Consider the following 12823-nt stretch of genomic DNA (forward strand, 5'->3'; position numbering starts at 1 on the left):
ATAGATTATGAATTGCTACTACGATTTCGTAGTTTTGAGCCAATACTAAGAAATGGAAGAAGAAAAAGTCATTTTGGTTAATGAAAATGATGAGCAAATAGGCTTGATGCCTAAACTCGAAGCACACGAAAAAGCGTTGTTACATAGAGCGTTTTCTGTCTTTATTCTCAATAATAAAGGAGAATTGATGTTACAGCAGCGTGGACATCATAAATATCATTCACCCGGATTATGGACAAATACGTGTTGCAGCCATCAGCGAGAAGGAGAAACCAATATTGAGGCAGGAACCAGAAGGTTACAAGAAGAAATGGGGTTTACAACTCCGCTTAAAGAAACAATATCTTTTATTTATAAAGCTCCATTTGATAATGGACTTACAGAGCACGAGCTGGATCACGTAATGGTTGGACACTATGAAAATGATCCTGTGATCAACCCTGAAGAAGTTTCGGACTGGAAATGGATGGCTATAGAAGCCATAAAAGAAGATATGGTTAAAAATCCTAATCTATATACCGCTTGGTTTAAGATTATATTTGATAAATTTTATTCACACATTATATTATGAAAATAAAAGCCTGTAGAAAAGCACATTTTAATGCTGCACATCGACTTTACAGAAAAGATTGGAGCGACGAAAAAAATGCTCAGGTTTTTGGAAAATGCAGTAACCCTTTATACCACGGTCACAATTATGAACTTGTTGTTGCAGTAATAGGAGAGATTGATCCTGAAACAGGTTTTTTAATTGATCTGAAAATTTTAAAAGACTACATCAAATCCGAGGTAGAAGATTATATGGATCATAAAAACCTAAATGAAGAGGTAGAAGAGTTCAAGAGTTTAAATCCTACAGCAGAAAATATAGCGGTAGTGATATGGAATAGACTTCGCAAAAAACTGGATAAGAAATATGATATTGAGGTAACGCTTTATGAGACTCCGCGTAACTATGTTATCTATAATGGTAAATAAAACGATATGGGACTACAGGTAGGAGACAAAATTCCTGAATTTACCGCTACAAAAGATGATGGAGGTGATTTTCATAGCAATGAGTTTGTAGGAAAAAAACCACTGGTGATTTATTTCTATCCAAAAAACTTTACTCCGGGTTGTACAAAAGAAGCTTGTGACTTTAGAGATAGTTATGAGGATTTCAAAAAAGAAGGGGTAGAGGTTATAGGCATAAGTTCAGATAGTGTGAAGTCTCACGAAAGATTTAAAAACAAATATAAATTACCTTTTATTTTTTTATCCGACGAAAGGGGTAATCTTAGAAAGCTTTTTGGTGTAAAAGCAGGGTTTTTTGGTGTACTACCTGGTAGAGAAACCTATGTAGTGGATAAGCTAGGAGTAATAAGGCTTAAATTTAATAGTATGAACGCTTCAAAGCATTTAAAACAAGCTATTAAAACAGTCAAAGAGATGATGAATGAATAGCGATTCACTATACATATTAAAGTTTGAACCAATTCTAAAAGAAAAAATATGGGGAGGCTCTAAATTGAATAATCTTTTAGGAAAAGAATCAAAAGGCTCATCTATTGGAGAAAGTTGGGAAATAAGTGATGTAGAAGAGGATGTCTCTGTAGTAAGTAATGGACCTTTAATTGGTAAAACGTTAAAAGAACTTCTAATTAAGTATAAAGAAAAACTGGTTGGAGAGAAGAATTTTAAACGTTTCGGAACTAAATTTCCTTTACTGATCAAGTTTATTGATGCTAAAGAAGATCTCTCCGTACAATTACATCCAGGTGATGAAATAGCCAGGCAAAAACATAATTCTCTTGGTAAAACCGAAATGTGGCACGTGGTTCAGACAGATGAAGACGCTAATATTATTATTGGTTTCAATCAAGAAGTAAGCCCGGAATTGTATCAAAAGCACGTGACCAATAAAACCATTAAAGATATTTTGCACTATGAACCTGTAACTGCCGGAGATACCTTTTTTGTCTATTCAGGATTGATCCATGCCATCGGAAAAGGGGTTTTATTAGCAGAGATACAGCAAACATCAGATATTACTTATCGGGTTTATGATTGGGATCGTAAAGATGCCGATGGAAATTTTAGAGAACTACACCAAAAAGAGGCTTTAGACGCCATTGATTTTAATAATGATACTAGTTACAAGGTTGATTACAAAATAAAAATGAATCAGCTTATTGATTTAGTAAATTGCCCTCATTTCATCACAAATATTTTGGAGGTAGATAGAGAAGTACTCATTTCTCACTTACCTTATGATTCATTTGTTATTTATATGTGTGTTCAAGGTCAAGCAATTATTAAAGCTGGGGAACAAGAAATAAGGATGCAATTTGGAGAAACGATTTTGGTTCCTGCTTCAATAAAAGAGATAAATGTAGTTTCAAAAGGAGTAAAACTTTTACAGACCTATATTTAAAACCAAAACCGTTTGATAAATGGTTTAAAAGACTAATTTTGCATAAAATATATTAGAAATGGCAAATAAAAGAAACCTAAAGAAGGATATTAACTACGTATTAGGTGATATTATCGAGGAAGTGTATATCTGGGAAGAAAATAATCCGGATAAGGACAAAAAAGAAGCAGAAGTGATTATTGACGAGGCTATTACATCTTTTGACTCATTTATGGCGAGGGTGAGTGACCGAAATGTAGAAAATGCCTCAAAGCATTTTAAGTCTATCAAGGAAGATTTAGAAAAAACGGCAAAGTCTTTAGTCGAAAAAGTAAATTCATTATAATTTTTTTTAAAAAAGTATTTGCAAATATGATTTCAGAAATTATATTTGCAACCGCTTTGCCGATATAGCTCAGCTGGCTAGAGCAGCTGATTTGTAATCAGCAGGTCGTGGGTTCGAGTCCCTCTATCGGCTCAAAGTGTAAATCCCAATTTCTAAAAGGAGTTGGGATTTTTTTATGGCTAGAATTGTAAAGGGACGAGAGGTTTACCCTGAGCGTGGTCGAAGGGAGTCCCTCTACCGGCTCTTCAAAGTGTAAATCCCAATTTCTAAAAGGAGTTGGGATTTTTTTATGACTAGAATTATAAAAGGGACGAGAGGTTTACCCTGAGTCCAGTCGAAGGGAGTCCCTCTATCGGCTCTTCAAAGTGTAAATCCCAATTTCTAAAAGGAGTTGGGATTTACTTCATAAACCAGAATTGTACTGGATTAAAAGCTTTTATCAATACAGCATATGAATGGAGTCTTTATCTCAAAGATGTTATAGAGAAAACAAATTTAAACGATACCTCGTCTTTCCTCAATAATTTTTGCTTTATATTTTTCTATTTCTTTATCAAAAGCTTTTATGATGCTTTTAGGCATTTTCTCGGATACTTTTCTATAATCTTCTAATACCTGTTCTTCAATAATTCTGTTTTTTTCTAACTGAAAGCATATAAGAGTAGACAGACCAAAAAAACGGATAAAAGGAGTATCGTCGGAAACTAAAGTGTCAATGTCGTTTTTACGAACATTCTCATATGAATTATCTTTAGAATAATTACCTAGTATTCTTAACAATGCAAGTTCTACATCTTGATCTTTTCCCGGTTTAGTGAGTCTTTGGTATCTTTTTCTATCCGAAAAAAACATTCCGGATTTAGAAGGAATTGTTGTAGCAAAAAATATTCCTATTGATATCAATCCAGAGGTATATAAAAGAGATTGCAAAGGCTTTTCAAAAAAATAACCAATACTAATCAAAATGATGGCCAAAAATAAAGATGTGATGGGTCCGGCTAAAATCACATTAGCAAATTTCTGAGCATTGTCTGGGTGATCCGCAGAAGGGATAGTAGCAGCGATCCCTCCATAATATCCCAGGTTTTTATTTAAGTATAGTTTAGTCTTGTCATCTTCCCGTTTTATACCTAAAGGACCTATGACAAACAATTGAAATTTAAAGCCTTGAAAAAGACCAGTGATCAGATGACCTAATTCGTGAATTCCTATTACTACAAATGATAATACTATTGTCCCTATTATTAGTAAACATTTCTCAAAAATAGAGTTATATGCAATATCTCTAATAAAGTAATTTTTTTTGATGTAGACGGTGATAATACAACTTATGACACCTATTAATAGATAGATTAGATATTTAGATAGTTTTATTTCTTTTTTCATAATAGTAAAATCTGTTATAGCAGTTGTTTGGTAAAAGTTCTTTTAGTGATTTATTTTTTTAGTCAGAGCCCAAAAGTTTGAAAATTTTAGGCTCTAACATTGATATGATTTTAAATCCAATTTATTTTAAGTTACTAGCTAGAAAACCCATAATCGTTCTGTATAATTCTATTCTGTTGTTTTCTTTGTAAAAACCATGTCCTTCATCATATTTTACCATGTAAGGAACCTCAATCCCTCTATTTCTTAATTTACTTACAATTTGATCCGATTCGTCAATGTTTACTCTAGGATCATTAGCGCCTTGAATTACGAATAAAGGTTTTATAATTTTATCAGTATGTAGTGAAGGAGAAATTTCATCCATAATAGTTTGTTCTTTTGGATCATTTGGGTTGTACCAGGTTGCGTAAAACCATTCTCGGTATTTTTCCCAGTAGGCTGGAATTGTGTTCATAAACGTATTCAAATTCGATACTCCTACATAGTCTATACCACAGGCGTATAAGTTTGGTGTTTTAGTTAATCCACGCAATACAGCATACCCACCGTGACTCACACCGAATATTGCGACCTTTTCTTGATCAACCCATCCCTGTTCAATCACATATGCCAGGCCATCCTCGAGATCATTCATAACATTACGTCCAATTTGTTTAAATCCAGCTTTGGTAAATTCCTTTCCATAACCTCCTGAAATTCTAAAATTAATATTTATTGTAGCATACCCTCTGCTAGCAAATAATTGATTGTCTGCAATAAATCCCCAAGAATCCCTTACACCTTGTGGGCCTCCGTGTGGATAAATTATGGCAGGAACTTTTTTGCCTTTGAGAGCTTCTTTGGGTAGCGTTATATAACCGTGGATAGTAAACCCGTCTCTACTGATAAAACTGATCGGTTTCATAGGTGCTAAGTCCTTTTCTTTAAGGTGGGGTAGGACTTTGTATAGCAATGTTATACTGTCTTCTTTTACATTATAGATATAATACTCGCCTACGATCTTATCGCTGGTAACAGTAACCATATATATGTTCTCATCGTTCGACTTATAGGATGTATAGAATTGTCTGTCTCCAAACTCCTTTTTAAGACGTTTCATTACTTTCTTATAGGTCTTACTCACGGGTATTACCTCAACCTTTGCTCCGTTATAAACTGTATAGTCAACCTCGTAATTTCTTTTCTTCGAAATAGACAAATTAGCGGCATCATAAATAGCATTTGCAAGGATTGTTTTAATTTTCTTGTTTTTCTTTAAATCAAATAATTGAATTTCGTATTTATCTGTGTTCAGGTTAGAGACTATATAAGCGTCATGCGGATACGGAGTCTGATAATTAAAGGTTATAATGTTAAGTCCTTCACCGCTTGTTACACTAGTATTAGCTATTGTAGTGTAGGTGTTATCTATTTTGTAGTCTAAAATGAAATCTACACCGTTTTTAATGTGAGTTATAGATCTTAATACACCGTTTTTATCAAAAATATATCCTCCTGAAGGTATTGGATCTTCATCTTTTTGATGTGTATATAGTTTTTCTAAAGTAGCTGTTTTAATATTTAACTTATAGGGTTCTTCCTGCTTTTTGTTGTCCTTATTCATTTCAATAATTATATGATCAGGATCATCTCTCAATACTTTAACGATACTTGCCTTTACGCCCTCGTAAGGAGTTAATTCTTTTTTGTTTTTCCCGTCTATATCTACTCCGAAAATGTGGTAGTTTTGATTTCCTCCTCGATCTTGTGTAAAAAGGATTCGATCATTTGTGGCCCATGAATATCCTAATATGACATCCTCTTTTTGCGCAGCAACTAAAGTTTCTGTTTGATTCTGTACGTTTTTCACATATAAATCACGTTTTCCTTCGTCATTTCTTTTAAAGTACGAGATATATGAGCCATCAGGAGAAAGCTTAAAATTAGATGCCTCAGGCATTTTATAGAAATCTTCAACAGAGTATTTGAAGTCGCCTGTTTCTAAAGCTGCAATTTTTGCTAAATCTTCTTTCGTCGATGGAAGACTAGAATTTCCGGGAATTGTTTTTTCAGTTTTTATAAGATTTAAAGGATAACTTTGTCCTGCCTGACTATAGGTGCCTTTTATTTCTTTACCTTCTAAAGTCCCACTATAGCTGAGTTGTAATTTTTTGGATGTTATAGAAACTTTATTTTGATCCAGTGTAGCTCCATCTAGAGAAAAGCCGCTAAGACCTTGCATAGGAATATCTAGTGTAACATCGATTTGATTATTGTTGTTTGTGAAGTTGTATATCATCTCTACCTCAGTTCCTTGAACCGTTAATGTTCCTTTCCAAGAACCAGCTAAGTCTTGTGCTTGTGAGATAGTGCCTATTAATCCAAGGAAAAAGGTTATAATTAGTTTTATAATAGTATTCATTTGTTTTCTTTTTATAGATTGATTTTAATAATTAGAAGATTATTTTAATAGCGATATACACTGTGATCCCAACCACAATACCTATTAAAAATTTTATTAATTTAATTTTTTGAGAAAGCTTCGTCTGTTTCATACAGTGGTGTTTTTTGGTGTTGTTTTCTGAGTTCAAAGAACAGACAAAGGCATGCAAAGAACAAGTAGAGTATACCTCGTTTTAGGAAAATAGGGAAGACCAAATGTCTTGTTAGCTGCTTATTTTAAAGGATTTTTTGTTTTTTAATAAGTTTGATTAAGCTCAGTAGTGGATTCCCTGTTTTTATAAATTTGGGGACGATTTTTGCACAAAAACATATAGGCAATCCTTCTTTGCTAAGTAAAATTAAAAGGTATCTTTGATTTTTGTAACATTTTCAGGTTACGGATACCTATAGATATGAGATTGATCCCGCCACGTATTTTGTTTTTATTATATATCCTGTTTTTTGGTGTTAGCTACGGACAGGACAAAAGTTCTCAAGAGGAATTCATAACAGAATTTGAAGAACTTACTGGTAAGACTTCTTATCAATTACTGAATTACTTTATTAAAAAGCCGGATCTTGATGTCGTTAAAAAAGAAATGCAGTTGCTTTCTGATAAGATAATGGCAGGAGGAAGTGCCGCAACTCAGGCTGAGTGGTTATATATTAAAGTAAGAATTTCTTTTATTAGGTTTAAAAATGACGAGTATAGAAGGGCATATGATAATTACAATCTTTTTGTGCAAAATAATTATGGAGAAGGTGTTTATTTAGCTAAACAAAAGTTGCTAGAAGGATATATACATTTTTATAATGGAATATGGGCAAAGTCATTGTTATCATATGAACAGGCTTTGTCACTGGCAATACAAGAAAATGATATGTTCACAATCGTAGATAGCAGAAAACAAATTGCTTATATCAGTACCTTCAGTGGGGATCAGGTTGCCGGACTGAAACAATTAAAAAATGTTTTTTACGACTTAGATAGAGGTTCTGAAACCTTTGCGGATATAAAAAAAGACATCCCTTTATTAAAAATTAAGATACTGGATTTAATCTATCGATTTTATTGGTTCAATGGAATATCAAAAGTAGACTCATTAGCAAAATACAGTAGTCTTTATCGAGATAGAATTAAAGAAGTAAATGATTCTTCAGAATACAGTCGTATGTATACATATGTCGCTTCTACCGCCGTATTGAATAAACAATTTGATTTGGCTGAGAGATATCTTGATAGTGCTAAAATGAAAGATAAAGGATTTAGTGGAATAAGTCTTATAGATTATATTCAGGCGGAATTATACTATAATCAAAAAAAGTATAAGCGAGGAATTGAATTAATCGAAAAATTTGGTGATGCCGATAGTATCCCAGAGACTTTACATTCTTTTTCAAAGCTTGACTTTAAGTTTTTAGCTAAGTCGTATAAAATGTTGGGTGATTATGAACGATCCAATTATTATTATGAGCATTATGAAAAGGCGAATACTCGTTTTGATAAAATTATGGATTCGGTATCTCTTGGTATTAGAAAAAGAGAAGTGGCAGAATTTAAAAAAGAATTAGAGGTATTACAGGCAGAGAAAAGTTCTGCAGATTCTTTACTTAAATACCTTGTTCTCGGTGGTTTATTGGTTATTCTGTTTTTACTGATTATGCTGATTCGTTTTTATAAGTTAAAAAACAAAAATGAAGAGCAGTTTTTAGCTTTGGTAAACAGTATAGAAAAAGAAGAATCCGTTCAGATATCAACAAATGATTCTGAAAATGAATCGAAGTCCAAAAAGGAAACTAACGAAATCAATGAAGAAACAATAACAAATATTTTACAAGGACTAAAAAAATTGGAAGAACAACATTATTTTCTAAAACAAGAATGTAGTGCGTATACTACTGCCAAGAAGATAAAAACTAATACTTCTTATCTGTCAAAAGTGATGAACTCACATTATCAAAAAACCTTTAATGCTTATATAAATGACTTAAGAATTAATTATGTACTTGTTCGTCTTAAAAAAGACAGTCGATTTAGAGCATATAGCATACAAGGTATTGCAGAAGAGTTAGGATATAAAAGTGCTGATTCTTTTACCAAATATTTTAAGAAGCATACTGGTTTGTTACCTTCTTTTTACATCAAAAAGTTAAATGCTTTGGATTGATATTTTCAATAAATTCTAAACGGATAGCTAATTCTCTGCACTTTCGGTAACCTTTTTACTCTCTTTGGCTTTTCTTTCTTCAATGTATTTGGTAAGTTGTTTTCCGTATATTGATTTTCTAACTCTTGGAGATAAAGAATTTGCTACTGTATCAAGGTATTTGATATTGGCATCAAAAACTTCATTAAGCGTTATATACGGAGCTACTTCTAGCTTTTTGTTGTTAATAGCAAAGTTAATTGTATATAGATACTTCTGTCTTAACAAGTTTTTATAAGCCTTGTCATTTTCGGCTAATTTTTCTTCGTCATTTTGCTTCTTAGCTTCATAATCTTCTTTAATGATTCTTAGATTTCTTTCTTCGAATCGTTTATTCATCTTATTATACTCCACTAATTTTGTTTGGTTCTTACCTCCGGATATCACAGCATCTTTTTCAAAACCATTTAATGAGGTATAGATAGTAATTTCGCCTGGTTCTGCAAAAAAGTCAATCCGATCGTTGAACTGAGTACCATCGTGTTTATCTAAGAATAAATAATGTATTTCGGGTTCCTCAACATCAGTTTGAAATGAGAATTGTGGATCGCCATTAATCACCAATGAATCCAGATTTACTAAAATAGTATCTTCTATCTTCTGAAGGTATAACGTTCCTTTTTTAAGTCCCTTTACCGTTCCACTTACAGAAACATTTCCTTTTTTCTTTGGGGTGCTACAGCTTAGTATAAGAATAGATATAAATAGTAGATAAGAAAATCGTTGCATTGATGGTTTTTTAATTTTAAAAATTGGAGTACAAAGATGCTACAAATTCGATTGAAAAACTAACTTCCCGAAGCAATTTGCATTAATATAGTACATAAAATTGCGCCGTATGTTCCTACTACATATCCAAATACTGCCAATAATACTCCTACCGTAGCAAGAGAGGGATGAAAAGCAGCTGCAACCACCGGAGCAGAGGCTGCTCCACCAATATTAGCTTTACTACCTACAGCAAGGAAAAAATAGGGTGCTTTAATAATTTTAGCAACTACGATTAGTAACAAAACGTGTATGAGCATCCAGACTAAACCGATACCAATAAGTCCCGGATTTTTCAATATTTGCGTTAAGTCCATTTTCATACCAATAGTGGCAACCAGAATGTAGATGAAAATACTACCTATTTTACTGGCTCCGGCACCCTCATATCGTTTTACTTTTGTGTATGATAATAAAATTCCTATGGCAGTTGCAATGGTAATCATCCAGAAAAATTGCGATGTAAAAGAAGATAATGCTGAGCTTTTATCATTAAAAATTTCAAAATTAGCTGATAAAAAACCAGAGATACCATTAGCACCCCAATGCGACAATCCAACTGTAGTGAATGCAATGGAAAGCATTACCATAAAATCGGTTAATGTTGGGTTTCTCGTAATACTCTCGGCATAGGATGATACTTTTTCTTTCAAAGATTCTATAGCACTGCTGTCGGCTTTTAACCAGCGATCAATTTTTTTACTTTTTCCGATACCGATGAGTAATATAGCCATCCATATTTGAGCAACCACGATATCCACTAATACCATTCCACCATATTTATCAGGATTATATTGATAAATTTCCAGCATTGCCGCCTGATTCGCACCACCTCCGATCCAGCTTCCAGCTAGTGTTGATAATCCTCTCCAAACAGCATCAAATTCGGCCCCACCCACAGTCTCCGGTGAGAATATGGAGATAATCAATATAGCCAAGGGCCCACCAATGATAACTCCAACTGTTCCGGTGAAAAACATGATCAATGCCTTTGGCCCCAAATTAAAAATTCCTTTTAGATCAATACTTAATGTCATTAACACTAATGAAGCAGGAAGTAAATATCTACTAGCAATATAATAAACGCTGGATGATTTTTTTATAAGTTCTCCATCGGTATCCAGTTCTTTCCATTCGGGAGCAATGATTCCAAGAGAAGTAAATATGGCAGGAATAAAATAGCAAAGTAAAAGGGCGGGAATAAACTTATAGAAACTTTGCCAAAACCCTTTTTTAATTGATGATGTATAAAATACAAGACCTAAACATAGAAATAGAATTCCAAAAACAATAGTATCATTGGTGAAAAAAGGTGGATTTTCCATAGAGTGAGTTCTTTTGTTATGAGATGGCGTGCAAAATACGATTTTTGAACGAAATCAGATGTAGATGAGTAGCTAGTCGTTAATCCAGCTCTTTAAGATGGCGATTTGCTTCTTTGTAGCGGTAGGATTTTGTTTTAAAATTACTTTTTCTACAGTAGGTTGAATCACTTTGGAGGTTAGTTTTAAAATATTTTGACCACGTTGGATAGTAAAAGTAATATCATCCCCAATATTCCATTTGCTAGAGTCACTAAATAAATCGTAAATATTTTTGATCGTGTATTTTTTATTTCCGATACCCAATAAAGCATCTCCGGATTTTATTCCTAATTGCTTCAAAAAGGTATTACGTTCTGCACCATCAGTAAAAACTACTTCTTTGGTCGCTTCAGAACCTTTGATAAACGGTTCTTGTTCATGTATAAAATAGCCTGAAGGGATTTCTACAGTGTTATAAGTCAGCCCGGCTTTTTCCAAATAGAAACCATAATCGATAGGAGTATTGTTAAGGACGTGCGTATTTAAAAAATTTGCTACTTCAGGATACGAGATCTCTTTGATGATTTCAATGAGTTCTTCATCCTTAAAAGGTTTTTCACTTCCAAATCTACCTGATAATCCTTTAATAAGATCAAGAATGCCATACGCTCCATTACTTTTTTCTCGCATAATTATATCTATACACATAGAAATTAGAGCTCCTTTTTCATATACGTTACGATAATTTTTAAGATAAGGTTCTTGTAAAATATTTTCGCTCATTTCTGTAAATGAAAACGTGTTATCAAAGCTTTTAGCGTTGTTTATTTTTTCCAAAACACGTTCAAAAAAAACATCTTTACCTATAAGTGCCTGATTAATTTGAAATAGCAATGAAAAATATTCGGTAGTTCCTTCATACAACCATAAATGCTTAGACATTTTTGGGTTGTTGTAATCAAAATTATGAATTTCCTCGGCATGGATGCTCAATGGTGTCACGATATGAAAAAATTCGTGAGAAACTACATCTGTCAATGATTCATTGAGCTTTGTTATTGGTATGGACTCTGGTAGTACGACTAGCGTAGAAGTGTTATGTTCCAATGCGCCAAAACCTTTGGCATCATCATTTTTGGCGGTGGATAGATAGAGTAGGACACTATATTTTTTGGTGGTATTAATATATCCCAAAAAATTCTTTTGAGCTCTTATCATTCGTTCCATTTGCGGCATCAACTGTGCCGCACGATGCATTTTATTAGGAGAGTATACGCTTAACAACACCTCGATTTCATTAATTGTAAACGTCACTTTATCAGGTATGGAATACATTATAGGAGAATCTGCCAAATCTGCATATCTCTTAAAAATAAAAACATCTGTATCGTAGAGCGCTCCAATCTCTGGTTCTTTAGGCAGATATTCGGTTAAAGAAGTGGATGCTTCCATATCTATTGGATGCTTGATGAAAAGGTTGTACTTTCTTTCCTTCATTTTATCAAAATATCCAATAAAAGCATAAAGGTTAAGTATAAAATTTTTGTTTTGTAAAATGTTAGTGCCTGTTGGGGAGAATATTTGATGTGTTTCTTCAGAGTCAAACGTATCATTTACCAAATAAGTAATAGAACTTAACTGATATGCGTTATTAATTTTCCAACGATTATCGCCGTATTTTTTTGCAAATAATTCATTTCCTTGGTCATCAAAAGCCTTAAAGCTTTCAATGTATTTACCGTAATTACTGTTTTGGTAGGTTCCGGGAACAATTTTTGGTAGGTAGTAACTAATAGTGTCCGAATTTATATTTGTAATTTTTAGTTCTACTTTGACTTTATCATTAACTACATCTACCAGATCTATAGAAGCGATGATAGGTGTAGTATCTACTTTTACTGAAGATTCTGTGGATTTGCAACCCACGAAAGAATATAGAACAACAATGTAAAGGACTAGGATTCTAGTCAGCTTAATTTTTCTTAGCACAAGT

At 33.1% G+C, this 12823-nt stretch carries 11 protein-coding genes and 1 tRNA gene; 7 read left to right on the forward strand and 5 right to left on the reverse strand.

Annotation, left to right across the window (positions count from 1 at the left end):
* The first annotated feature begins 52 nt into the window (after positions 1-52).
* The 6 genes from idi (at position 53) to ACE94K_RS09860 (ending at position 2873) form a co-directional block, all read left to right on the forward strand.
* Positions 53-571: an isopentenyl-diphosphate Delta-isomerase gene (gene idi, locus ACE94K_RS09835; RefSeq protein ID WP_378183540.1), complete on the forward strand. Its 519-nt coding sequence runs from the start codon at positions 53-55 to the stop codon at positions 569-571.
* Positions 568-978 carry a 6-pyruvoyl tetrahydropterin synthase family protein gene (locus ACE94K_RS09840; RefSeq protein WP_378183543.1) on the forward strand — a complete coding sequence of 137 codons (411 nt, stop codon included), beginning with the start codon at positions 568-570 and terminating at the stop codon, positions 976-978. The genes idi and ACE94K_RS09840 overlap by 4 nt, the downstream gene beginning before the upstream one ends.
* A 6-nt stretch (positions 979-984) precedes the next feature.
* Positions 985-1446 carry a peroxiredoxin gene (locus ACE94K_RS09845; protein ID WP_378183546.1) on the forward strand — a complete coding sequence of 154 codons (462 nt, stop codon included), beginning with the start codon at positions 985-987 and terminating at the stop codon, positions 1444-1446.
* On the forward strand, positions 1439-2416 hold the full coding sequence (locus ACE94K_RS09850; protein WP_378183549.1) for a type I phosphomannose isomerase catalytic subunit: 978 nt from the start codon (positions 1439-1441) through the stop codon (positions 2414-2416). Before ACE94K_RS09845 ends, ACE94K_RS09850 begins: the two co-directional genes overlap by 8 nt.
* A gap of 58 nt (positions 2417-2474) precedes the next feature.
* Positions 2475-2741, forward strand: a complete 267-nt coding sequence (locus tag ACE94K_RS09855) for a hypothetical protein (RefSeq protein WP_378183551.1) — start codon at positions 2475-2477, stop codon at positions 2739-2741.
* A gap of 58 nt (positions 2742-2799) precedes the next feature.
* Positions 2800-2873, forward strand: a tRNA-Thr gene (locus tag ACE94K_RS09860).
* A gap of 363 nt (positions 2874-3236) precedes the next feature.
* Here ACE94K_RS09860 and ACE94K_RS09865 read toward each other — a convergent pair.
* Together ACE94K_RS09865 and ACE94K_RS09870 are read right to left on the reverse strand one after the other, a co-directional pair.
* Positions 3237-4127, reverse strand: coding sequence for a M50 family metallopeptidase (locus tag ACE94K_RS09865; protein WP_378183554.1), 891 nt, complete (start codon positions 4125-4127; stop codon positions 3237-3239).
* Positions 4128-4248: 121 nt separating this feature from the next.
* Complete coding sequence (locus ACE94K_RS09870) at positions 4249-6531, reverse strand: S9 family peptidase (RefSeq protein ID WP_378183557.1); 2283 nt, start codon at positions 6529-6531, stop codon at positions 4249-4251.
* Between the two features lie 433 nt (positions 6532-6964).
* On the opposite strand from ACE94K_RS09870, the gene ACE94K_RS09875 reads away from it, so the two are divergent.
* The gene (locus ACE94K_RS09875; protein WP_378183560.1) at positions 6965-8719 is read left to right on the forward strand and encodes a helix-turn-helix domain-containing protein; all 1755 of its coding nucleotides are present in this window, start codon (positions 6965-6967) and stop codon (positions 8717-8719) included.
* A gap of 27 nt (positions 8720-8746) precedes the next feature.
* On the opposite strand, the gene ACE94K_RS09880 is transcribed toward ACE94K_RS09875, so the two are convergent.
* The 3 genes from ACE94K_RS09880 to ACE94K_RS09890 all read right to left on the reverse strand — a co-directional run bounded on the left by ACE94K_RS09880 (position 8747) and on the right by ACE94K_RS09890 (position 12819).
* The gene (locus tag ACE94K_RS09880) at positions 8747-9487 is read right to left on the reverse strand and encodes a DUF4369 domain-containing protein (RefSeq protein ID WP_378183563.1); all 741 of its coding nucleotides are present in this window, start codon (positions 9485-9487) and stop codon (positions 8747-8749) included.
* Between the two features lie 59 nt (positions 9488-9546).
* Positions 9547-10851: a DUF819 domain-containing protein gene (locus ACE94K_RS09885; protein WP_378183566.1), complete on the reverse strand. Its 1305-nt coding sequence runs from the start codon at positions 10849-10851 to the stop codon at positions 9547-9549.
* Positions 10852-10923: 72 nt separating this feature from the next.
* Complete coding sequence (locus ACE94K_RS09890) at positions 10924-12819, reverse strand: peptidase M61 (protein ID WP_378183569.1); 1896 nt, start codon at positions 12817-12819, stop codon at positions 10924-10926.
* Positions 12820-12823 lie beyond the last annotated feature (4 nt).

The sequence above is a fragment of the Aquimarina besae genome (assembly GCF_042434905.1).
GTDB lineage: Bacteria > Bacteroidota > Bacteroidia > Flavobacteriales > Flavobacteriaceae > Aquimarina.